General features: G+C 46.0%; 22 protein-coding genes and 1 tRNA gene. 10 read left to right on the plus strand and 13 right to left on the minus strand.

The features are described 5' to 3' along the window. The first annotated feature begins 79 nt into the window (after positions 1-79). From CMM32_06150 to CMM32_06165, 4 genes are read left to right on the plus strand one after another with little or no spacing between them, the layout of a single operon-like run. Positions 80-1,006 (plus strand): pyrroloquinoline quinone biosynthesis protein PqqB, encoded by a 927-nt coding sequence (locus tag CMM32_06150; protein ID MBT06482.1) that lies wholly within the window; start codon positions 80-82, stop codon positions 1,004-1,006. After that, complete coding sequence (locus CMM32_06155; GenBank protein ID MBT06483.1) at positions 1,003-1,797, plus strand: pyrroloquinoline quinone biosynthesis protein C; 795 nt, start codon at positions 1,003-1,005, stop codon at positions 1,795-1,797. Before CMM32_06150 ends, CMM32_06155 begins: the two co-directional genes overlap by 4 nt. 12 nt (positions 1,798-1,809) lie before the next feature. Further along, positions 1,810-2,100, plus strand: coding sequence for a pyrroloquinoline quinone biosynthesis peptide chaperone PqqD (gene pqqD, locus CMM32_06160; protein ID MBT06484.1), 291 nt, complete (start codon positions 1,810-1,812; stop codon positions 2,098-2,100). After that, a complete protein-coding gene (locus tag CMM32_06165; protein MBT06485.1) occupies positions 2,097-3,224 on the plus strand; it encodes a pyrroloquinoline quinone biosynthesis protein PqqE in 1,128 nt (375 codons plus the stop codon). Before pqqD ends, CMM32_06165 begins: the two co-directional genes overlap by 4 nt. A 52-nt stretch (positions 3,225-3,276) precedes the next feature. Here the strand turns inward: CMM32_06165 and CMM32_06170 are convergent, their stop codons facing one another. After that, a complete protein-coding gene (locus CMM32_06170) occupies positions 3,277-4,440 on the minus strand; it encodes a hypothetical protein (GenBank protein MBT06486.1) in 1,164 nt (387 codons plus the stop codon). 52 nt (positions 4,441-4,492) lie between these two features. Further along, positions 4,493-5,344: a hypothetical protein gene (locus tag CMM32_06175; protein ID MBT06487.1), complete on the minus strand. Its 852-nt coding sequence runs from the start codon at positions 5,342-5,344 to the stop codon at positions 4,493-4,495. Positions 5,345-5,490: 146 nt separating this feature from the next. Between CMM32_06175 and CMM32_06180 the strand changes: the two genes are divergently transcribed. Then, entirely contained in the window at positions 5,491-6,024 is a 534-nt protein-coding gene (locus CMM32_06180) for a TIGR00730 family Rossman fold protein (protein ID MBT06488.1), read from the plus strand. A 157-nt stretch (positions 6,025-6,181) separates the two neighbouring features. Beyond that, on the plus strand, positions 6,182-7,396 hold the full coding sequence (locus CMM32_06185) for an isocitrate dehydrogenase (NADP(+)) (GenBank protein MBT06489.1): 1,215 nt from the start codon (positions 6,182-6,184) through the stop codon (positions 7,394-7,396). 29 nt (positions 7,397-7,425) lie between these two features. Here CMM32_06185 and CMM32_06190 read toward each other — a convergent pair whose 3' ends face one another. Beyond that, the gene (locus CMM32_06190) at positions 7,426-10,074 is read right to left on the minus strand and encodes an alanine--tRNA ligase (GenBank protein ID MBT06490.1); all 2,649 of its coding nucleotides are present in this window, start codon (positions 10,072-10,074) and stop codon (positions 7,426-7,428) included. 272 nt (positions 10,075-10,346) lie between these two features. Beyond that, the gene (gene recA / locus CMM32_06195) at positions 10,347-11,435 is read right to left on the minus strand and encodes a recombinase RecA (GenBank protein ID MBT06491.1); all 1,089 of its coding nucleotides are present in this window, start codon (positions 11,433-11,435) and stop codon (positions 10,347-10,349) included. A gap of 295 nt (positions 11,436-11,730) precedes the next feature. Here recA and CMM32_06200 point away from each other — a divergent pair, with 295 nt between their 5' ends. Continuing rightward, positions 11,731-12,159 (plus strand): hypothetical protein, encoded by a 429-nt coding sequence (locus CMM32_06200; protein MBT06492.1) that lies wholly within the window; start codon positions 11,731-11,733, stop codon positions 12,157-12,159. A gap of 81 nt (positions 12,160-12,240) precedes the next feature. Here the strand turns inward: CMM32_06200 and CMM32_06205 are convergent, their stop codons facing one another. Further along, complete coding sequence (locus CMM32_06205) at positions 12,241-12,741, minus strand: hypothetical protein (GenBank protein MBT06493.1); 501 nt, start codon at positions 12,739-12,741, stop codon at positions 12,241-12,243. A 129-nt stretch (positions 12,742-12,870) separates the two neighbouring features. Then, a tRNA-Met gene (locus CMM32_06210) sits at positions 12,871-12,947 on the minus strand. Between the two features lie 137 nt (positions 12,948-13,084). Between CMM32_06210 and CMM32_06215 the strand changes: the two genes are divergently transcribed. Continuing rightward, positions 13,085-14,362 (plus strand): UDP-N-acetyl-D-galactosamine dehydrogenase, encoded by a 1,278-nt coding sequence (locus CMM32_06215; GenBank protein ID MBT06494.1) that lies wholly within the window; start codon positions 13,085-13,087, stop codon positions 14,360-14,362. Between the two features lies 1 nt (position 14,363). Here the strand turns inward: CMM32_06215 and CMM32_06220 are convergent, their stop codons facing one another. From CMM32_06220 to cysE, 6 genes are all read right to left on the minus strand, one after another. Then, a complete protein-coding gene (locus CMM32_06220) occupies positions 14,364-15,443 on the minus strand; it encodes a tRNA 2-thiouridine(34) synthase MnmA (protein ID MBT06495.1) in 1,080 nt (359 codons plus the stop codon). A gap of 57 nt (positions 15,444-15,500) precedes the next feature. Then, on the minus strand, positions 15,501-16,208 hold the full coding sequence (gene tenA / locus CMM32_06225) for a thiaminase II (protein ID MBT06496.1): 708 nt from the start codon (positions 16,206-16,208) through the stop codon (positions 15,501-15,503). A 79-nt stretch (positions 16,209-16,287) separates the two neighbouring features. Then, on the minus strand, positions 16,288-16,620 hold the full coding sequence (locus tag CMM32_06230) for a 2Fe-2S ferredoxin (GenBank protein ID MBT06497.1): 333 nt from the start codon (positions 16,618-16,620) through the stop codon (positions 16,288-16,290). An 82-nt stretch (positions 16,621-16,702) separates the two neighbouring features. Next, entirely contained in the window at positions 16,703-17,887 is a 1,185-nt protein-coding gene (locus CMM32_06235) for an IscS subfamily cysteine desulfurase (GenBank protein ID MBT06498.1), read from the minus strand. Beyond that, entirely contained in the window at positions 17,884-19,029 is a 1,146-nt protein-coding gene (locus tag CMM32_06240) for a cysteine desulfurase (GenBank protein ID MBT06499.1), read from the minus strand. Before CMM32_06240 ends, CMM32_06235 begins: the two co-directional genes overlap by 4 nt. Before the next feature lie 65 nt (positions 19,030-19,094). Beyond that, the gene (gene cysE, locus CMM32_06245; protein MBT06500.1) at positions 19,095-19,802 is read right to left on the minus strand and encodes a serine O-acetyltransferase; all 708 of its coding nucleotides are present in this window, start codon (positions 19,800-19,802) and stop codon (positions 19,095-19,097) included. 197 nt (positions 19,803-19,999) lie between these two features. On the opposite strand from cysE, the gene CMM32_06250 reads away from it, so the two are divergent. Further along, the gene (locus tag CMM32_06250; protein ID MBT06501.1) at positions 20,000-20,656 is read left to right on the plus strand and encodes an alpha/beta hydrolase; all 657 of its coding nucleotides are present in this window, start codon (positions 20,000-20,002) and stop codon (positions 20,654-20,656) included. A 37-nt stretch (positions 20,657-20,693) separates the two neighbouring features. Here CMM32_06250 and CMM32_06255 read toward each other — a convergent pair whose 3' ends face one another. Further along, positions 20,694-21,794 carry an anhydro-N-acetylmuramic acid kinase gene (locus CMM32_06255; protein MBT06502.1) on the minus strand — a complete coding sequence of 367 codons (1,101 nt, stop codon included), beginning with the start codon at positions 21,792-21,794 and terminating at the stop codon, positions 20,694-20,696. A gap of 91 nt (positions 21,795-21,885) precedes the next feature. Here CMM32_06255 and CMM32_06260 point away from each other — a divergent pair, with 91 nt between their 5' ends. Then, entirely contained in the window at positions 21,886-23,142 is a 1,257-nt protein-coding gene (locus CMM32_06260) for a tyrosine--tRNA ligase (GenBank protein MBT06503.1), read from the plus strand.

Consider the following 23,142-nt stretch of genomic DNA (forward strand, 5'->3'; position numbering starts at 1 on the left):
CTATAGGCCCGATCAGTGATTGATCGATAACCGGTCATCCTTTGGCGGCTTGCCCTAGCTGTTTTCTGGAGATATATCCATGAGAATTAAAGTGCTTGGTGCGGCCGCCGGGGGTGGCTATCCTCAGTGGAACTGTAATCATCCTAATAGCCAGCGGGCTCGAAGCGAAGATACTGCTTCGACGCCTAGGACTCAGTCTTCGGTAGCGGTCAGTGTGGATGATAAAAATTGGTTTTTGTTCAATGCTTCGCCTGACCTGCGACAGCAAATTAATGATAATGAGATATTGCATCCGCGGGAAGGGCTGCGAGATAGTCCAATACAGGGTATTATTTTGACCAATGCCGATGTGGATCACATTGCCGGCTTATTAAATTTAAGAGAGTCGCAACCATTCACGTTATATGGGACTGGAAAAGTCCTGCAGGTTCTCGAAGCAAATACAGTTTTTAATGTCTTGAATCCTAAATTTGTCGATCGTTGCCCAATAACCCTAGAAGAGCCGATTGAGATGGTCTTAACGGATGGTGGCGTGAGTGGCCTGACGGTTACTCCTTTTTCGGTTCCTGGTAAGGTTGCTCTGTGGCTGGAAGACGAGAAGGAAAAATTGGACCTTGCTGCAGTCGGCGAGGACACCATTGCCTTAGAGGTGAGTTCGCAGGAAGGTGGAAGGTTTTTCTATATCCCAGCCTGTGCAAGGATGACAACAGAGCTATCAGAAAGGATTCAGGGTGCTGACCTTGTTTTTTTTGATGGGACCCTATGGCGTGATGATGAGATGATCCGGGATAATGTAGGCATCAAAACCGGGAAGAGGATGGGCCATATGAGCATTTCTGGGGAAGAAGGTTCTGTTGCGGCCCTGAGGTCGTTAGGAATCAAAAGAAAAGTATTTATACATATTAACACCACCAATCCCGTGTTACTTGACGATAGCTCCGAGAGAGATTTAGTTACTAAGGAGGGGTGGGAGGTGTCATTTGATGGTATGGAGATTAAATTATGACCCTAGCGAAGCCACCAAGTGGAGCCATTCAGGCTACGCAGTGGTATGATATTGAAGTCGAGGATCATAGTGTTTTAAGCACGAGTCAATTTAGAGCTGCGCTAGAGAAGGTGGGTCAGGAGCGCTATCATAGCCTCCACCCTTTCCATGAATTATTACACTCTGGGCAATTGAATCATGGACAGGTGCAAGCATGGGCTTTGAACCGGTATTACTATCAGGCTAGCATTCCTCGAAAGGACTTGACCCTTATGGCCAGGCTGACGTCGCCAGATCTTAGGTGCGCTTGGCGAAGCCGGGTACTGGATCACGATGGCTATGAGGTTGAGGATGGCGGTATCGCTCGCTATCTTCAACTCACGGATGCTCTAGGTCTGGACAGAGAGTATGTAGTATCCACAGTAGGGATTTTGCCGGCAACGCGTTTCGCGGTGGACGCCTATGTGAATTTTGTATCTACTCGATCAGAGCTGGAAATGATTGCATCTTCACTGACCGAGTTGTTTGCTCCAGCTATCCACAAGGCAAGGATATCAGGTCTGAGTAAGCATTATGACTGGGCCGACGAGAATGCGCTGGCCTATTTCAGGAAAAGACTATCCGAGGCCCCAAAAGATGCACAATTTGGTCGTGATTTTGTAATACGGGAGGCGAAAACACGAGCTCTGCAAGAGTCCGTCCTCAACGCTGTAAGGTTTAAGACGGACGTGTTGTGGGCCCAATTGGATGCTTTATTTGGGGCTTATGTGGAGCCTGCCAACATACCCCCTGGGGCATTTATTCCCGCTTAGTGAGTGAAGCTGATGACTGAGAGAACCATTGTCTCGAGCGAGATTATTTTGAAACTACCTCGGCACGCGAAACTCCGTTTTGATAAGGCTCGTGACAAATGGATTATTTTGGCACCGGAGCGCGTATTTGAGCTGGATGAGATTGCTTATGAAGTTATCTCTCGTTGTGATGGCGAGAGAACGGTGACGGATGTAGTAAATGAATTGTGTCTTAAATTTGATCAAGTAGAACGGGAAGTAATCATGAACGATGTGGTTGGGATGCTGCAAAATTTGGCAGATAAAGGCTTTGTCGTTTCATGAGTGAGGGGAAAAATATGGATGGAGTTAATGGAGGGAACAAGTCTGTTGACCGTGTAGTCCCCTATGCTGTTTTGGCAGAGTTATCGCATCGTTGTCCACTTCAGTGTCCGTATTGCTCAAACCCATTGGCGTTAGAAAAAGCCAGCAATGAATTAAGTACCGAAGATTGGACCCGAGTGATAGAACAGGCCGCCGATATGGGGATCCTGCACGTACATTTTTCTGGTGGGGAGCCAACCGTCCGGAAGGATCTGGAGATTTTGGTGGAGAAGGCGGCAGAGGTGGGTCTGTATAGTAACTTAATAACCTCTGCCGTGCTGCTAGATCGGGATCGGCTTGAGGGTCTGCGGGATTTAGGGTTGGATCATGTGCAAATTAGTTTTCAAGGTACGACGCCTGAGATTGCCGACCGAGTGGCTGGTTTCAAGGGGCATGAGAAAAAGCGTGTCGTGGCCCACTGGGTTAGGGAATTAGAAATGCCCCTCACTGTAAATGCCGTAATGCATCGGCAGAACTTGCACCAGTTGCCTGATATGATCGAGATGGCCGTCGACCTAGGGGCGGAACGCCTTGAGGTGGCACAAGTTCAATACTATGGTTGGGCGCTTAAGAATAGAGCGGCTTTTCTTCCGACCAGAAACCAGCTTGATGTGGCAACGGCCGAGGTTGAAGCGGCACGTGTTCGCTTAAAGGGAATACTAGCCATTGATTATGTGGTTCCAGATTACTACGCACGAAGACCTAAGTCCTGTATGGGTGGGTGGGGACGGCAATTCTTAAATATATCTCCAGCAGGTAAGGTCCTTCCTTGCCATGCAGCGGAGTCCATTGATGGGCTAACATTTGATTCTGTTAAGGAGAAAGACCTTGCCTGGATTTGGGAAAAGTCAGAGGCATTTAATTTATATAGAGGAACCAGTTGGATGCCTGAACCATGCCAATCCTGCGAGCGACGGGAGATTGATTGGGGTGGCTGCCGTTGTCAGGCGTTTGCCCTTACTGGGGACGCTGCAAACACAGACCCTGCCTGCCAATTTTCGCCTCATCGCGATGTATTAGAGATGCCCGTACAGGAGGCAGAGAATGAGGCTCCCGAGTTTATTTATCGTCGTATCGGTGGCTGATCCTGAGAGACCTGCTGCTGTTGAGTGTGCTTGTAACCTGGTTCCACTAGCCTTACCCTTCCCCCGGGACGATAAAAATCTGTCCAGGATAAATTAGGGCTGGATCTCTGATTTGGTCTTGGTTTGCCACAAAAATTGTTGTGTAGCGAATTCCCTGGCCATAAAGGCGCCGCGCTATGCGCCATAAACTGTTTCCAGGTTGGACCACTACCAGTCCCTCTCCTTCGCTTGGTTTTTCGAAGGAAGCCATAGAAAAAGGGCTTTCTAAACGGGATATAACGTTGCCTGCAAGGTCAACTTGGTCGATCCGAAGATTATATAAGCCGGCCTCTATTTGATCTTCAGGGGTGAGTTGCCAAGTGCCGTCTGGATTGACTTTTGCTATACCAATTAGTTGATTATTAATGTAGGCACGAATTTCTCTATCGGGCAACCCCTGACCTGAGAAATCAATTTGACCCCTTGCGTCGTAGTTAAGGATGTCTAGTGTCAACGCTCGTTCCGCTGTTAGTCCCTCAGCTATTTTCTTGCCCTGAAGAATTTGGTCGGGGCCTTGTCCATCACGGGCCATCAGAACAGCTACCGGAGTGGCTGCTTCATTTTCTGCACTGTCTTCAGCTAATGTAACTTTTTCAGGAACAATTGCTACTATTACCTTCGTAGAATGAACATCTTCTCCCGATGAGGTTTCGGCTACGAGATCAATTTCTTGCACCCCCTCAGCAAGACTGTCTTCGGGTACGAAGACCCATTCGCCATTTGCGTCAGCAGTCGTCGTGCCAATTATTTTTCCGTTTACCCTGATCTTTACTGTAGCTCCTGGCTCTGCCTGGCCGGCAAGAACGGCTTGGCCATTAGGATTGATAGTTACAACATCGAAGCTGGGTATGGTCGTTTCGTCATTGAGCTCCTCGGCTCGTTCTATCACTGCCACGCTGCTATCTTGTGTCTCGCTCTGGCTCAGTCGCGTGGTAGTTGTTGAGTCTTCTTGATTTCGTTCAGTGGGCGAAATATCAGATTCCACCGGTCTGTTTGGCGGAATTGCTGCTCTTTCTTCCGATGTGGGTTCAATTGGCGTTGGCCGATTATGAAGAAAGAGCCATCCAGCTCCTAACAGCAGCAACAAGCCTACCGCTATTCCCTTTTGGATAGCGGTTATACCTTGGGGGCCTGGCCCCCCGGTACTTTCCGGTAGTTTAGTTTCTGAATCTGACACGGCTACTAATTTATCCTGAGTTGAAGGAAGGTGCAATCGGCGTTGTTGAGCCTTAGTAATAAGGATCTTGAAGTTGACCTAATAGGAATGACAATAAATAGCATAGGATCAGATTCCCTAAACATATAACTAGAAGTACTATCCTATAAGTATTTGTTTTTAGGTAATTATTTCCCAATAATTTGGAGAACAGGTTGTCTGCAAATAGAATCGCAAATGCCGGTAATACCGAGAATCGCCAGGTGGCTTCATATAGTAATATTTGGCTCACAAGTAGTAATATTGGCCCGAAAAAGACGTAAAGTAATATCCAGGTTGGGCGAATTTGTCCCAGCACACCTGAGTAAATCAAAAGTGCTGCTGCGCAAGACCCGATTGCCAGCGATTGTTGGGCAATAGAAAGCGATCCGTTGGTGCCAGCCAATAGTGATACGGTCATGGCGATAAAAACACAGTACCACAAGCCAGATTTTTGCTCGTACGCTAGGTGTGCCAGCTTGGACGTGGCTATGTGCCAGAGTAGAAATACGCCGAGGGTCATTGGTATGAGAGTGATGGGTTCTTTTAGGACTCCTGGCATAGCGAGCAGGCATACACTTACTGTCCCAACTAGTTGGAATAGAGGCTTCGCTGATTTAAGGGGTAGGGAATCGCCGATGATGCCAGCTATTGTAAACGCTATGACTAGGAAAAAGAATTTTTGGTTGCTCGTCCTGGGGGGGAAGGGCGGAAAGTCGAATGTTAATAGGTAACTTCCTAGGATTCCTAATCCTACGACGACCGCGATATTGGCATTTCTCCAAGTTTGGTTGGGTAGTTTTAGGGCGAGAGGTGCCATCAATAATATGCCTAGAAAGGGAAGTGCTACGCTTTGTGCGAGGGGATGATAAAGTGCTGTCAACATGTTTCAGCCATTATAACAATGTTTTGTTGTCAATGAATGCGGTACCTTCCTCTATAGAAATTCAACCCTTGCTGAGACTAACTGTACTATAAAATGTATAGGTTACCATTAGATCATACCCACTAAAAACTTTTGGGAGGACCTTGTTGAAAAGGCTTGGAGTGTTTTGTGGTTCGCGTGACGGCGGCAGGGAATCCTATGGCTCCCTTGCCAGAGAACTAGGAAAGTCTCTGGCGTGCCGTGGGGTGGGCTTGGTCTATGGAGGCGGACGTGTGGGGTTAATGGGGATCTTGGCCAATAGTGTCCTTGAGAACAACGGGGATGTATTGGGGGTTATCCCGAACTTTCTCTGTCGTCCAGAGGTAGTTCATAAGGGGTTGACGAACCTCACCATTGTAAAAGATATGCACGAGCGGAAGAAGTTAATGTATGATTCAGCAGATGCCTTTGCTGTGTTACCGGGGGGCTTGGGAACTTTAGATGAGGCTGTGGAGATAATAAATTGGGCTCATCTTGGCCTTCATCAAAAACCTATTTGTTTGCTGGACGCTGATGGGTATTGGTCATCATTTTGCGAGTTTCTCTCAAACACTAGTAGAGAAGGATTTTCCGATCTGGAGTGCAAAGATCTATACTCAGTTGCGGAGGATCCTGGCCAAATGCTAGATTTGTTGTTATGAGAATTTGTGTTTAGGGATAATCAGGTACCCTATGTTGCTGGTGAGATGTTGGCAATGGCGTCAGGGACATAGGAGAAGCTCCTCTAAAAGCTATAGTGGGAATTTTTCTCGACCTGCCGCGGCGGATTGAGTTTGGTTGTAAGGAGAAGTGTGACACATGCAGAAAATTAAAGTGCTTAATCCAGTCGTTGAAGTGGATGGCGATGAGATGACGCGCGTAATTTGGAAGTTTATTAAGGAGAAGTTAATTCTTCCATATTTAGATATTGATATTAAGTATTTTGATCTTGGTATTGGTGAGAGAGATGCGACAGATGACCAGGTTACTGTAGCTGCGGCAAAGGCAATTAAGGAGCATCGGGTAGGGATTAAATGTGCCACTATTACGCCGGATGAGGTTCGGGTTGAGGAGTTTGGCTTAAAGCGTATGTATCGATCCCCAAATGGTACCATACGAAATATTCTTGGAGGGACGGTATTTAGACAGCCAATACTGTGTTCTAATATTCCTCGTCTTGTTCCCGGTTGGAAGAAACCTATCGTTATCGGTCGTCACGCCTTTGGCGATCAGTATAGGGCAACTGATATCCCTATTCCCGGGCCTGGTAAAGTGGTTATGCGATATGAGCCAGCCGATGGAGGCGAAGTAATGGAGCATGAGGTCTTTGATTTTGAGGGAAAAGGTATTGCTATGGCGATGTACAACCTAGACGAGTCCATCCGAGGGTTTGCCCGTGCCTCTCTGAATTATGGCCTTGAGTTAGGGTGGCCCGTATACATGTCCACGAAAAACACAATTCTTAAGGTGTATGATGGGCGATTCAGAGACATCTTTGAACAAGTCTATGAGGAAGAATTTAAAGACCATTTTGATGAACAAGGTCTCACTTATGAGCATAGGTTGATAGATGATATGGTAGCCGCTGCCCTCAAGTGGGAGGGAGGTTTTGTCTGGGCTTGCAAAAATTATGATGGCGATGTGCAGTCGGATACTGTAGCCCAGGGGTTCGGATCACTGGGACTAATGACTTCTGTGTTAATGACACCAGACGGAAATATTATAGAGGCGGAGGCGGCTCATGGGACTGTAACCCGACATTTTAGAGAACACCAAGCGGGTAGAGAGACTTCTACCAATCCAATTGCGTCTATTTTTGCCTGGACGAGAGGACTCTATCACAGGGGTCGATTTGATGAAACGCCACCAGTTCAGCATTTTGCAAATACACTAGAGGAGGTCTGTGTGCAAACTGTAGAATCAGGCTTAATGACAAAGGATTTAGCCTTACTTGTTGGACCTAGCCAGGAGTGGCTATCTACAAGTCAATTTTTGGATGCCTTAGACGATAGACTTCGGAATAAATTGACTTAGCGAAGATAGTGGAATTTCTGCCAATTCGTTTAGAGAGTTTTTAGCAGATCTTCCAGGGCTTCCAGTGTCTTGCCAGTTGCGTCGACATTGGGCCCCCCCGCCTGAGCTAAATCTCGCCTCCCACCACCCCCTTTACCTCCAAGAATGGCAGCGCCCTTCCGAACAAACTCTACCGCATCGTAACGTCCCGTAAGATCTTCTGTGACACCGATAACTAGCCCAACTTTTCCATCAGTGACAGATAAAAGGACGATTATGCCCGACCCTATTCTTTTCTTCATCTGATCTGCAAGTCCTCGTAGCTCTTTCGGAGGAATTCCGTCAATTTGTTGTGCTAAAAAATCAGTGTCACCGATCCGTTTGGGCTTACTTTCTGAATTGCGTCCAGACCCACTTCCCAGGCCAGCTTGCCTGGCGACGGCTAAGTTTTTCTCTAGTTTTCGTTTTTCGTCGAGTAATGTGTGGACCCGTTCATCAATATCAGCCGTGCCGACACGCAGTGCGTCAGCGGTGCGCCGCAGTAGTGCGTCTTTTTGTTGAAACAGCTCTATAGCCTCTAGCCCCGTAACGGCTTCGATTCTTCGTATGCCGGATCCCACAGCTGTTTCATTAAAAATAAACAGGGATCCAATATCGCCTGTACGTTCAACGTGGGTCCCGCCACAAAGCTCTCTTGAATAATGGTCCTCGTCCTCGTGCCCAATTGTTACTACTCTAACTTCTGCACCGTATTTTTCACCAAATAGGGCCAAGGCACCGCCAGAAATTGCTTGGGCAGGTGTCATCAAAAGTGTCTGAATAGGACTATTTCGCAGAATCTCGGTATTGATCTCTAGTTGTATTTCCTGCAACTCATCGGGGGTAATGGGTTTTGGGTGGCTAAGGTCAAATCTCAATCGTTCAGGACTTACTAGTGAACCCTTTTGAGACACATGATCTCCAAGATGGTTTCTCAGAGCAGTGTGTAAAAGGTGTGTTGCCGAGTGATTCCGTCGAGCAGCATTTCTTTTTTCAGAGTTCACCTGCAGATCGATAATGTTGCCAGGAGCTAAAGTGCCTGTTTTGATAGTCCCTATATGTATTATTAGGTCGTCGGCCTTTCTCACGGTTTTAGTGACATCAATATGGAGTCCGTATTGGTCTGATATGGTTCCTATATCTCCAACCTGTCCACCAGATTCCCCATAGAAAGGTGTTTGATTGACCAAAACCATGGCGGGCGCTCCGGCTTTTGCTGCTTCGACAATATTTTGGTTTGAAATTACGGCAAGTACAGTCGCTTCTGCCGAAGTAGTTGTATAGCCCAGAAATTCAGTGGCTCCATGCGCCTGTTTCAAGTCAAACCACATTTGCTCCGTTGCTTGGTCACCGGATCCTGACCAATTGCTTTTGGCAAGTGCGCGTTGTTGGTCCATTGCCTTATCAAACTCTACGCGATCGACTGTGCGGCCCTGTTGCCGAAGGACATCCTCCGTTAAATCTAAAGGGAAACCATAGGTATCGTAAAGTTGGAAAGCAACTTCGCCCGGAAGTTCTTGGTCGGAACGGAGTTTGCTTGTTGCTTCTTCCAGTAGGCGCATACCTTTTCCTAAAGTCTCTCTGAAACGGGTTTCTTCAAGCTTAAGTGTCTCTGAAATGAGCGACTGGGCCCGAAGAAGTTCTGGAAACGCCTCCGACATTTCTTGAACAAGGGTGGGCACTAATTTCCACATGAGCGGTTCAGGTACGTCCATTAGGTGGGCGTGCCGCATTGCTCTCCGCATTATTCGCCTCAGCACATATCCCCTTCCTTCATTAGACGGCATGACACCATCTGCTATGAGAAAGCTCGCAGCCCGGAGGTGGTCTGCAATTATCCTATGGGATGCAGAAAAGCTGTTCAGGCCCTGTGTTGAGCTTTTTTCCTTCGATTCATTAATCAAGCTCCGAAATAGGTCAGTTTCATAGTTATCGTGGACCCCTTGCAGTATGGCAGCTATTCTTTCCAGCCCCATACCAGTATCGATGGCAGGGTTTGGTAAATTAGTGCGTTTCCCATCGGACTTCTGATCAAATTGCATGAAAACTAGGTTCCAGATTTCTACGAACCTATCGCCATCTTGGTCGGGGCTTCCGGGAGGTCCCCCAGGTATATGATCACCATGATCATAAAAAATTTCCGAGCATGGGCCACATGGGCCAGTGTCTCCCATGGCCCAGAAATTGTCATTGGTATCTATTCGAATAATTCGTTCTGCGGGTAATCCTGAGATTGTTCTCCAGAGATTAAAGGCCTCATCATCTGTATGATAAATGGTAACTAGTAGGCGATCAGCCGGTAGTTCAAATATCCCGTTAACTAATTGCCAGGCGAGTAGGATAGCGTGCTCCTTAAAGTAATCCCCGAAAGAAAAATTACCCAGCATTTCAAAGAATGTATGGTGGCGTGCCGTGTAGCCGACATTATCTAAATCGTTATGCTTACCTCCTGCTCGGACACATTTTTGGCTGGTGGCGGCCCGGGATGTTATCCGCTCCTCGGTCCCTGTGAAGATATTTTTAAATTGAACCATTCCCGCATTAGTGAAGAGAAGTGTTGGATCATTGTGGGGGACTAAGGGGCTAGACGGGAGAATCGTATGGCCGTTTTCTTCAAAGAAATTCAAAAAAGTAGACCGTATATCTTTTGTACTTGGCATAATTTACACCCGCCTCCCGTCCGAATCTTGGTGGTTGGCCAGAGACGAACTTGGTGCCGTGCAGGCCTTTAATATAGCGTTCTATATGTCAACAGAGACTATATTTAACTGTTGAGAGGAGCGGTGTCTAGGCGAGGTGATGGGTGTCAGCTAATTTCAGTCTTAGATTATTTACAATTTACCCTTTGTTGAGGAGAAATGCTCCTCCAACATCCCAGTTATAAATTGATGGGTGAACGAGCTATTTTCCTGTTGTTCTGGCCCACATATATTCAGCCTTTTGATGCTTTAGTTTCGATAGTTTTTTCATCCACTTCTTCGATTGCTGCTCTACTATCTCCTAGGCCCGCACTAATACGGACGTTAGCTTCTATTTCGGCGGATACCTCAGGATGTTCCAATAGGTACTGCTTAGCATTTTCTCGGCCCTGTCCTATCCTCTGGTCTTTATAGGAGTACCATGATCCAGATTTTTCTATAGATCCATTCTTGGCGCCTATGTCTAAGAGTTCACCAACTTTTGAAATACCTTCGCCATACATGATATCAAATTCAACGGTCTTAAATCGTGGAGCTAACTTATTCTTGACAACTTTCACTCTTGTATGATTCCCAACAATTTCGTCTCTATCTTTTATGGCTCCGATTCTTCTTATGTCTAAACGAACAGACGAATAGAATTTAAGGGCATTGCCGCCTGTGGTGGTTTCTGGGTTGCCATACATCACCCCAATTTTCATGCGTATTTGGTTTATAAAAATAAGAGTGCAGCGGGATTTTGCTATTGAACCAGTCAGCTTACGCAGGGCCTGGCTCATTAGACGAGCTTGTAACCCCACATGATGATCACCCATCTCACCTTCTAATTCCGCTTTTGGAACTAGCGCAGCCACACTATCTACGACCAAAACATCTATGGCCCCTGATCTTACTAAAGTATCAGCGATTTCAAGTGCCTGTTCGCCGGCGTCAGGTTGGGATATCAGTAACTCATCTGTATCTACATTGAGCTTCCTGGCATAGACCGGGTCAAGTGCGTGTTCAGCGTCAACAAATGCACATGCCCCTCCTCTTTTCTGTGCTTCGGCTACTACATGGAGTGCCAGGGTAGTTTTCCCAGAGCTTTCTGGACCATAAATTTCAACAATCCGGCCACGAGGTAATCCTCCTATACCTAGTGCTATATCGAGTTCGATTGAGCCAGTCGGAATTACCTCAGTCTCAACCACCTGTTCATCTTGTCCGAGTTTCATGATTGAGCCTTTGCCAAACGCTCGCTCAATCTGGCTCAGGGCGGCATCAATTGCTTTTTCTTTATCCATTTTTTCTGGGTCAACAACGCGTAATGATGGATCAGACATCGGGTTAGTTTCCTTCTTATTTCATAGGCTCTGAGGCAATTCAATGGAAAGAAATGTACTCGTTTTGTTCTAATATGCAAGGTATTATTGTAAATATAAGGAAATAAAAAGAAATTAATGTATGTTCGTGATTTGTCTGCCAAATTTGGTCTATGGTATTAGTGAATGATAGGCTAGGCATGAGGGCGGTCTAAGTCCCCGAAAGAATTTGTAGCATTGTGATTCTTCTATTGTGTTGCTGGAGAATTTCCGGCAATTAGCATGCTTCGGGTTGTTTTTTTTGAGAGCGATAGAAATGGCTACTGAGTGGAAGTACCAAATTCGGTTAAGTTTAACAGATAACGCTGCAAAAGAGATTAGAGAAGCTCCCACGGGTCCAAAATTTTCAGAGTTGAATTTTATCTTGGATAAACACGGAGCAACACTCAAATGCCAATTTGATGCGTTTTCTGAATATGTGTCTGAAGCTGAAAGAGAAGGGCGGGAAAATTATGCTCTATATCAGTGGACTAAAGATACCATCGAGGATGTTGAGAAAAAATCCAAGTATTTAAGGTCTTTTACAGTGTATGTTTTAGAGGAGCAGGTTTACTCAGCTGCTTTAGCTGAGCCTTTAGAACGCGACCTCAAGTCTCTTAAAAGCAGTGAATTCATTTTGGGGATATCAAAATACGATACAAATCCAGCAAAAAATCCACAAATGCCGGCCAAGTATAGAACTTAAGAGAGGGGTAATCTGGAAATGCATCCGGGTATGCGTAGGGCTAAAAAAGCAAAAGAGCACCAAAAGGAAAAGTTATTCTCTTTAGTTTGATAGGCCTGTGGTGCTGTGAGGTGTCATGGTTATGCGCACCAACGAGCCAGTGATAGCTCTCGCCTCAATTTCAATGGTGGCAGCCCGATCTCCGCGAGTAAATGTTAATACGCTGGTTTCTGATTGGACACTGGCTATCGGCTTCCAACCAAACTCTGGCATCTCGACGGTATAGACCGCAAATGCGTCCGCCGGGTTTTTAGAAAGCGTAACTATCAGTCTGCCCGTCCATCCTTCGCCACTTCCAAGAATAAGCGAGTTTTGAACATCAAAATTAGTTCCTACAGGTATGGGGATGTCTGTGAATAGTTGAAAAGCTGTTGTTGGAGTTTTTGAGCCTTTCTCATTCGACGAGTTTTGTGTCAGTAGTCCAGGACCACTTTGGCAGGCGCTTATGAGGATTAAAAGGCATAACCCAAACGTTAGCTTCATCTTCTTAAACCATAAGAGATGGAGCCGCCTATCCTGGTCAGCCATTCGTATTTTAGGCATTATTAAACCCGATTATCGGCCGTATATATATCGCTACTTATAAATTAAAAGAGCCCGGAGGTCCACTTTTCTTCTCAACCGCCTGTTTCCGGAGGGAGAAGTTAGGAAGTAGTGCTATTTCCTGGAATATGGTAGCGGAGAGTGGACTCGAACCACCGACCTCCGGATTATGATTCCGCTGCTCTAACCAACTGAGCTACTCCGCCACTGCCTCGCCTATAAGACCCGTCTTNGGGGGTGTCAAGGCCCGCTCCAAAATAGGGCACTTTCGCTTGACTTGCTCTAAGGGTATTCTTCCATTAAGTCTCCTCAAGGAAGGTCAGATTCAGGGTAACTTAGACTCATGGAGAAAATCGCTGTTCTTGGATTAGGCTATGTTGGGTTGCCTGTTGTAACTGCTTTTGCTGAATTTCACGAAAGTGTGATTGCTTACGATATAAATACCTCCCGTATCGATGAGCTTCGGAAGGGTTTTGATCGCAATGGCGATATAACGCCAGAACTTTTAAGGATGCATAGCAAGATTTTCACGTCTAACTCGGACCGACTATCTGATGCTAGCTTTTATGTGATTGCTGTCCCAACCCCGATAACGGAGGAGCATGAACCTGATTTAGGGCCCGTTACGGCCGCCTGTAAAATTATTGGAAGTTATCTTGCCGAGGGAGATCTAGTTGTATTGGAGTCGACCGTATATCCAGGTGTTACGGAAGAGGTCTGTGGGCCAATATTACAAAATGTTTCAGGCTTAATTGCCGGCAAAGACTTCGCCCTTGGATATTCTCCGGAGAGAATAAATCCTGGGGATAAAGAACATAATTTTTCCAATATAACGAAAGTTGTGGCCAGTACGGACCAGCATTCTCTGGATCGTATGGCAGAGGTGTATGGTCCGGTAATCAAGGCCGGGCTGCATATTGCCCCAGATATTAAGACGGCTGAAGCTGCTAAGGTACTAGAAAATACTCAAAGAGACTTGAATGTGGCTCTAATGAATGAACTTTCGGTTATATGTGACAAATTAGGGATTGCGACAGCCGATGTCTTGGCGGCTGCACAGACCAAGTGGAACTTTATGCCATTTAGTCCAGGTCTCGTGGGTGGCCATTGTATCGGAGTAGATCCATATTATCTTACAGCGCGNGCACAGCAGTTGGGATATGTGCCACAGGTAATTCTTGCGGGAAGGCGGATCAATGATTCGATGGGCGCCCATGTTGCCAGTAAATTAGTGAGTTTACTTGAAGATAGGGGTAGGTGTGTAGATGAATGTCGGATCGGGATTTTTGGATTGTCATTTAAGGAGGATGTTTCCGACCTTCGAAACAGCAGGGTTGTGGATATAGCACGAGCATTAGTTCGTCAGGGTGCCGAGGTTATCGTAAACGATCCCTTTGCCCACCATGAGGAGGTTCGGGAGAAATTCGAGATTGATTTGACAGCTTTATCGAGCGTTGAGAACCTGGACGGACTAATTCTTGCCGTTCCTCACTCTCCATATCGTGCTATGCCAGTGGCCGATTTATGCAAATTTCTTGCACCCAAGGGGGTCTTGATAGATGTCAAGTCAGTNGTAAACAAAGCAGAAATTCCAGAGGGAATTAGCTACTGGGCTCTCTAACTTATTTGCAAATCCAACCTCCTCCTACAAGACGGGTGCCTTTGTAAAAGACGGCTGCCTGACCAGGAGCTACCGCACCCGGCGACCCTTCGAAAATAATTTCGGCACCATTGCGCAGACGGGGCTTAATTTTTGCCGGCACGCCTGGTGAGTTGGATCGAACTTTGACATTTAGGTGCAATTCTCCCTCTTCTCCGGCGGAGGAGTCAAGCCAGTTCACATTTTGCAACAATGTTGAGGTCTTTTCCAGAGAAGATCGTGGCCCAACAACTACATTTTTCTTTCCTGGGTCTAATTTGACTACATAAAGCGGTTCTTTCCAAGGGACTTGGAGGCCTTTTCTTTGACCAACTGTANATCGAATTACTCCTTCATGTGTTCCAATTATTGTTCCATCCTCTAGAATGATATTGCCGGGTTCGCCTGCGTTGGGTTGCAACATTTCCAAGGTACGAACATAGTCTCCATCGGGTACGAAACAGATATCTTGGCTATCGGGTTTCNCAGCTACTGGCAGGCCATGCTTCGANGCTATCAAGCGTGTTTCAGTTTTTGAAAGGTTTCCAAGTGGGAAGTTCAGGTAGCGCAGTTGTTCACACGTGGTGGCAAATAGGAAATAACTTTGGTCTTTGTCTTTGTCGGCAGCAGTATGCAGTTCCACGCCGTTTTTGGATTGGAGTTGACGCACATAGTGTCCCGTCACCAGAGATTCAGCCCCAAGTTCTCTTGCGGTTTTAAGTAAGTCACGAAATTTAATTCGTTCGTTGCAGCGGACGCAAGGTATAGGGGTAATTCCAGCAATGTAGGAATTCTTAAAGTCATCAATTACCTCTGATTTAAATTTCTTCTCATAATCAAGTACGTAATGGGGGATGTCCAGCGTATCTGCAACCTTTCTTGCGTCATAAATATCCTGTCCTGCACAGCAAGTGCGAGTTCGGGGTTCTGTGTGGTTGTGATTATATAATTGTAGGGTAAGTCCTATTACCTCGTAGCCTTCTTGGACCATCAGGGCGGCAGCGACTGAACTATCAACTCCTCCTGACATCGCAACCGCTACTTTGTTTTTTTTATTGTTCATAAAATTTGCATAGAAAATTATTTTGAATGTTCCAGGNTTAGGGGGTCTTTGCGAAGGTCAACAGGGTNATGGATCTCCAAATTTGTTTATAACNGCTGAATCCTTATGGTTCCACGCCATTTCCCAAAATTTTATCTCCATTCTAGTTGCTTGGTTAAAAATAGAACAAAGTGAGTTATAACGCGCGGAGCTGCTGCGATTTCTATAAAGAATGTCGAGTTGATTCGTAGCGTCTTTGGAAGCTTCCTGGTATTCGTTTCCACTATACATTTTTATCCAATTGCTGTAGGGGTTTTCAGTCTTAGATGAGGGTATTGAAGCCAGGTTGCGGCCAATTTCGGCGTATCCTACCACGCATGGCGCAAGAGCCGTCATTAGGTCGAGTAGGTCCCCCCTGTTTCCGCAGTCCAGGACAAACCGAGTATAGGCTGTGGTCGCAAGGTCTTCAGGTATTTTGGTGAGTTTGTCTAAGGGAATTCCCCATCCCTCGCAAAACTCAACATGCAACTGTATTTCAAAATTTATAATAGTGTTCATGGCAGCGGCAGCGGAACGCATCTCTTCCAGGCTTTCTGATTTATAGGCCGCTAATGCATAGGCACGGCCAAACTGAATAAGAAAGAGATAATCTTGTATTAAATAATATTTGAAGCTCTCTTTAGTTAGAGTTCCATATCCTATGTCTTTAACAAATGGATGATTGATATAGTCATTCCAAATTGTTCCCGAACTTTCGCGCAATTGATAGAAAATTGAATTTTCCATTCGTTAACAAATTTCCTCGTGTTTGACCCCGACTAAGGCACGGTGTCGCCTTAAGCACAATCGTGTGTTACACATGAAGTTATCCAAAAAGAGCATTTCGGTGTCCGGAGGGAACGCGAAGAATTAATCCATCTAGATGTTCCGTTATTACAATTTGACATCCTAGGCGCGAAGTGCTGGTTAATTCTGAAGCTAGGTCTAAAATATCTTTTTCATCTTCAGTGGGGGATCTTAAAAGACCAACATAGCTTTGGTCTACTATAACATGGCATGTGGAGCATGCCATTGAACCTTCACACGCGCCTTCCAAATTTATTCCATGATCTTGGGCAACTTCTAGGACAGTTGATCCAATGGGCGCCCGCACTGATAGCACTTTACCATCGGGATTGATAAAAGTTATGTTAGGCATGATTAATTGTCTGTTTTTGTCGACATTGTGAATAAGGCATACTTTGTGGAAAGGTTTTTGAACAAGACTAGATTGTGCTTTCTTATTTAGCCGATAGAGAGGTTATAACTGAAGTAATGCGTTTGACGGAGTAATCAATTTCATCAGCGGTGGTAAAACGGCCTAAACCAAAACGGATTGCACCCTGAGCTGCGTCATCAGGCGCGCCGAGGGCTTTTATAACATAGGATGGTTCGATGGAGTTAGATGTGCATGCGGACCCACTTGAGAATGCAATTTCGGGGATAGCTGACATTATTTGGTCACTGCTTATACCAGGGAAGCTGATATTAAGATTCCCTGGCAATCGTTGTTGCATATGGCCGTGCAGAAGAGTTGTTGGGATGGCCGACGTTATACCTTTGTAAAGGCGCTGTCTTAATTCTAGCATTCTCGCGGGCTCATGGTCCAAATTTTGATTTGCTATGTCACATGCTTCGCCTAGTCCCACACAAAGTGGGGTTGACAAGGTGCCAGATCTGAGACCTCGTTCCTGTCCTCCACCATCGATTAATGGGTTTATTCTGACTCGTGGTCGCCGACGTATGTAAAGTGCACCAATGCCCTTGGGTCCATAGATTTTGTGGCCGGATATACTCAGTAAATCTATATTCATGGACTGTACGTTCAGCCGAATTTTACCAATAGCCTGTGCGGCATCTGTATGAAATAGAGCTCCTCGTGTCTTACAAAGTTCGCCTATGGCAGCAATTTCCTGAAGTACGCCTATTTCATTGTGTGCAGCCATAATGGAAACTATTAAAGTATCCTCATTGAGTGAGGCATTTAGGGTTTCAAAATCCAGAATTCCAGTTTCTTTGACAGGTAAAAAAATAACTTCGTATCCGCTGGCTTCGAGCCGTTTGCAAGTTTCTATTACGCATTTGTGTTCGGTTTGTGCAGTTATAATTCTTTTCCGTTTTTTTCCATAGAAGCTTGCAGCCCCCTTCAGGGCTAAATTATTGGATTCGGTGGCTCCTGACGTAAAAATTACTTCACGGGGATCGGCCGCTATAATGGCTGCAACTTTTACTCGAGCAATTTCCACAGCTTCCATGGCTTCTCGACCATATTGATGTCCATCAGAATGAGGATTTCCAGGCTTGGCATTAAAAAATGGCAGCATGGTTTCTANAACCTGGGGATCAGTAGCAGTTGTGGATTGATTATCTAAGTAGATTGGGAAACTCAATTTTTCTGTTTCTGCTTCTTCAGAGTATGTGATCATGTGTCTTGATGCTCCCCTAGAAAATCGCCCAATAATGCTTTCTCTTGAAGCGCTATCCAGGCTTTTGTCGCACTTTCAATATCCTCATCCGTCGTTGCCCATCCAATGCTAATTCGAATGGCTTCGTTTGCAATAGTAGAAGATAGTCCCATAGCTTTTAGTACATGGCTGGGTGTTACCTTTCCAGAGCTGCAAGCGGACCCAGCGCTGACTGAAATTCCAGCTAAATCCAGTGCTATGACTTGGGTTTCGGCTGGTAGACCGCGCATTCGGATACATGTTGTGTTAATTAGGCGGGGACCGTTACATCCAAAAATTTCGACGTCTGGGAAAGCCTGCCTTAGTTTATTTTCCAAACTTGAACGCATTTTTGAAATCCGGCTAATTTCCTCTGGTTGTGCCTGGATATCGGCTAAGGTTGCTGCAAAACCCGAGATTGAAACGAAGTTCTCGGTTCCGGGCCGGAGAGTATATTCTTGACCACCTCCTACTAGCTGCGGGCCAAGTTTTACTCCATCGGCTATGATTAGAGCGCCAATGCCCTTTGGACCGCCGGTTTTGTGGGCTGAAAGTGATAATAAATCCACTCCTAAGTGGGACATATTGATATCCATCTTTCCAAGGGCTTGCACCGCGTCACAGTGGACAAGGCAGCCGTTATGGTGTGCTATGGAAGTGATTTCATGAAGGGGCTGAATCACGCCCGTCTCGTTATTGGCAAGCATAACTGAAATCAGTGTAGGGCTAGTCCGTAGAGACAACATTTCTTCAAATCGTTTTAGATCAACGATCCCGTCCGAATTCACGGGAATCCGGTTTTTGTCGTCTGCAGCAAACAGTACTGAGTCATGCTCGATGTCCGAAACCATGGTAGTCCCAATGCTGCGTCCATGTAATGCTAAGTTATTGGATTCAGTTCCTCCACTAGTAAATATGACCCTACTATTCTTGGCTCCAATGGTTTCCATCAGGATATCCCGCGCTTCAGTGAGGGTCTTGCTGACCTCCCGCCCATGTTTGTGGACTGATGAAGGGTTTCCTACAAGGTGCATCGCTTCTTGCATGGCTCTCATCACAATGGGCCGCATGGGTGCGCTTGCATTGTAATCTAGATAGCGATTGGTATTTACCTTTCTAGTCATTTGATTTTACAACCCTTAAACTGGGAAAGCACCTTATTGGGAAGCAGTCTGTAAGGCTCTTTGCATCAGGATTCGGGACCGTGAGGGTCTTTGTCTTTGCCGAAATCTGAAGTGCCCGACCTTTTCTCCAATATTTTGATTCGGGAATCTAGCTCCTGCACTTGCTGAAGAATTTTTTCAAGTGCTCGTGCGACTGGATCAGAGGTATTTTCCGGTGTTCCATATGCAAGAAAACCAGCCTGATTCGGCTGCGTTTTTGCTCGAACCGCTTTGGCCGGTACTCCGACCACTGTCGTTCCCGCTGCTACATCGGCAACGACCACGGCATTAGAGCCAATGCGGGCATTTTCTCCAATGGTAATTGGCCCTAAAACTTGTGCTCCTGCACCAACGATTACCCCGTTTTCCAGTGTTGGATGTCGTTTCGTGCCGCGCTCTAATGATGTTCCACCCAGTGTGACACCCTGGTACAGGGTTACGTCATTTCCTATTTCTGTAGTGGCGCCAATGACTACTCCCATCCCGTGGTCAATGAATAGGCGTTGCCCAATAATTGCGGCGGGATGAATTTCTATGCCTGTTAACACCCTGCCCAAGTGTGAAATAAACCTGCCTAGCCACTTAAAGTTGTTTCTCCAAGCCCGATTGCCGGCGCTATAGAAAACCATTGCGTGGAATCCTGGGTAGCAGAAAATTACCTCAAGGGCAGATCGAGCNGCTGGATCATGCTCTAAAATTACCGAAATTTGATTACGCATATTCTTGAAAATCATGATGCTTATTGTGATATGATGCGGGACTGAGGTAGAAAACGGCCTAAGTTTCGCCTCCAGTTCAGGAAGGTATAGTCGTGGATATAGGATTCTTGATTAACCCAGTCAAGAATTTGGTCTGTGTTTTTCCAGTGGGTAGGCCTTTTAGGTGGCCAGAAGTTTGGGATGTTGCAACCGTTGATTGAGGAGAAGGCGCTGTGCCAGAGGTGATATTAAATGGCCCTGACGGAAGATTAGAAGGCCGATACCAACATGGAAAGAGTGAAGATGCCCCTTTGGCTATAGTTCTGCACCCCCACCCAGAACATGGGGGAAATATGAACAATAAAGTTGTTTATCGTGTTTTCCAGACGTTTTCCTCAATGGGCTTTTCTACACTTAGGTTTAATTTCCGGGGGGTTGGACGAAGTCAAGGTGAATATGATTTTGGGCAAGGTGAGCTAAGTGATGCAGCTTCAGCCTTGGACTGGATGCAAAGTTTTAATGGGGATGCCCGTGCCTGTTGGGTGAGTGGCTTTTCCTTTGGGGCGTGGATATCGTTCCAACTTCTTATGAGACGTCCAGAGATAACAGGCTTTGTTAATATTGCTCCACCTGCAAATATCTACGATTTCTCGTTTCTTGCCCCTTGCCCTGTTTCAGGAATGGTGATTCAGGGGACATCCGATGAGATAGTGTCTGAACCGGATGTGGCTAAATTGGCCCAAAAACTATCNAACCAAAGGTTCGTTGATATTGATTATGTCAGGTTACGCGGAGCCGACCATTTTTTTGGTGAGTATTTAGATAAGATTTCAGACCGGACAGAAAAGTATGTTAGAAAGCGTATGAAGGAATTAGGCATTAATTGGTGAGACGAAACGAAAATGCTCAGCTAGACGGCCCGTGTGACTAGTTGTGAGGAGATGGGAACAATACGCCACCTTTCATAGGGAATGGTACTCCGGTCGTCAGTGGGTAGCTTAGCGGCAGGTTTCTGAGGGTTCTAACAGCTAAGAAACCCATTAATTGGGCTTCCAAAGAGTCGCCAGACCAACCCACAACTTCCACAGGGTCAACAGGGGCGGGAAGTAATTTCTGCAAGTAGTCCATCAGGGTCTTGTTTTTCCGGCCACCACCACTTACTAGCCATTTGCGGGGTGGTTTTGGNAGCTGCTTGGCTCCCATGGAAATAGCTTCAGATGTAAAAGCGGTTAGAGTGGCAGCACCATCTTGCAGGTTAAGACCCTCCACTGCGGCCCTGCTGAGTGTTTTGAAATGGTTCCTATCCAGAGACTTTGGTGCCGGTAAGGTAAAAAATGGGTCGTTTAGTAACTTCTCAAGGGTTTTTCTTGATACAGTCCCCGTCTCAGCAAGTGCCCCATGTTTATCCATTTTCATCTCGGTTTGTTCGGTCACCCAGTCGTCTAAGAGTGCGTTTCCTGGCCCTGTATCAAATGCAATCATTGAATGGTGATCAATCCAGGTAAGATTTGCGACGCCTCCTATATTCAGAATTGCTATGGGTTTTCTGAGGTTGCTAGAGAGTGCTCTATGGAATACCGGTGCAAGTGGAGCGCCTTCTCCGCCATGGGCGACGTCATTACTCCTAAAGTCTCCGACCACAGTAGTGTTGAACTCTGATGCCAGAGATCGAGGGTTACCGATTTGAATAGTTTGGCCTAAATTTGGAGCATGCATGATAGTTTGGCCATGAACTCCTATCACGTCGATGTTATCAATCGTTGTCGGATTGGTTTCCAGAAATGTCCTAATAGCACCTATGTATGCTTCAGTGACCATGTTTTCCGCTGACTCCAGGTATTTACTTTTCCCCAAGACAGCAAGAATTTGGTGGCGGGTTTCCTCGTTATACGGTATCGTGACCGATGGTCCCAGTTCTACTATTTTTTCGCCATCGGTGGTAATCTGCGCTATGTCGACACCATCTAGTGAGGTGCCGCTCATTAATCCTAGTGCACAAAGATTTGGGGCATCACTTTTTCCCGTCATTAGTTTCCTGTGTAGTTGATAGAAGGATTTATCCGCTTATGCTACTAAANTTAAGAAATTTTTGTCGGAAAAAGAAGTGTGGATAAGATCAATGGTCAAGCCAAAGTCCGAATTGCTCCAGACCTTCATTGAAAGAGGTTATTTGCATCAATGTACCGATATGCCTGGTTTGGATAAACTTGCTAGAACAGAGGCAATAGTTGGTTACATTGGTTTTGACTGTACAGCCGATAGCTTGCACGTGGGTAGTTTGATACCGATTATGTTGCTTCGCCACTTGCAACGTGCCGGGCACAAGCCAATTGTATTGCTGGGTGGGGGGACCACTAAAATAGGCGATCCTTCAGGGCGCGACCAGACGCGTAAATTGCTTGGTGAGGAAGAAATAACACAAAATATGCGGAGTTTGAGAAAGGTGTTTGAACGTTTTTTAACGTTTGGTGATGGCCCTACAGATGCGCTGATTGTGAACAACGCTGAGTGGCTGGAGGAGCTAAATTATGTGGAGTTTCTGAGAGAATATGGGCGACATTTTTCAATTAACAGAATGCTTGGATTTGACTCGGTCAAGCTAAGATTGGAAAGAGAGCAACCGCTAAGTTTTNTGGAATTTAATTATATGATTTTTCAGGCCTATGATTTTCTGGAATTGTCTAGGCGGCATGGTTGTTTATTGCAATTAGGAGGGTCTGATCAGTGGGGAAATATTGTCAATGGGGTCGAANTAACCAGACGGGTTGATGCCAAGAGCTTGTATGGGGTTACTTCGCCACTGCTTGAGACGGCTTCTGGCCAGAAAATGGGGAAGACAGCAGCAGGGGCTGTCTGGTTGAACGAAGAACGTTTGTCTAGTTACGACTATTGGCAATATTGGCGTAATGTTGAAGATGCGGATGTCGGCAGATTTCTGAGATTATTTACTGATATGCCCTTGAATGAGGTCGCCCGTTTCTCTGCACTAAGGGGAGCAGAAATTAACGATGCTAAAAAGATTCTGGCTGATAGAGCTACGGAGTTGTGCCACGGTCGTCAAGCATCAGAGAGGGCGGCATCAACTGCCTATGCAACTTTTGATTTGGGGGATATTGGGGCGGATCTCCCAACATTTGATATTGAGGCGGCTACCTTGCTAAAAGGCTTGACCTTGTTTGAAGCATATAAGGACGTGACGGGTTTGGCTAATTCGAAAGGAGAGGTTAGGCGATTGGTAGGCCAGGGCGGTGCTAGGATAAACGATGCTCCAATATCTTCGCTTGACTATTTGATCACAGATTCAGATGTGAATAGTCAGGGTTTTATAAAACTTTCCTCGGGGAAAAAACGACACTCCTTGCTGCGGCCGGTATAG

It is taken from the genome of Rhodospirillaceae bacterium (assembly GCA_002728255.1).
Lineage (GTDB): Bacteria > Pseudomonadota > Alphaproteobacteria > UBA7887 > UBA7887.